The following is a 375-nucleotide window of genomic DNA, read 5'->3' as shown; positions in this document are numbered from 1 at the left end:
GCCTGCCCATCGACGGCACGCCCGCTCTCGCCGACTACAAGCTGTCCGACAACCTCACCGCCACCAGGGGCCGCATCTTTCTGACCGGCACGCAGGCGCTGGTCCGCCTTGCGCTCATGCAGCGCGCGCTCGACAAGGCGCGCGGCATGAACACCGCCGGTTTCATCAGCGGCTATCGCGGCTCGCCGCTCGGCATGGTCGATCAGCAGTTGTGGAAGGCGAAAACGCTGCTTTCCGCAAGCGACATTCGCTTTTTGCCCGCAATCAACGAAGAGCTTGGCGGTACGGCGGTGCTCGGCACGCAACGCGTGGAAGCAGACCCGGAGCGCACCGTCGAAGGCGTATTCGCGATGTGGTACGGCAAGGGCCCGGGCG

1 pseudogene is annotated in these 375 nt (G+C 66.1%); it reads left to right on the top strand.

The window, feature by feature from the left end:
* Positions 1-2: 2 nt before the first annotated feature.
* A pseudogene (locus EN859_RS35820) lies at positions 3-375 on the top strand (pyruvate ferredoxin oxidoreductase); the annotation flags it as partial.

Source organism: Mesorhizobium sp. M00.F.Ca.ET.216.01.1.1 (genome assembly GCF_004010325.2).
Lineage (GTDB): Bacteria > Pseudomonadota > Alphaproteobacteria > Rhizobiales > Rhizobiaceae > Mesorhizobium.
This window is presented reverse-complemented; position numbering and strand designations above follow the sequence as displayed.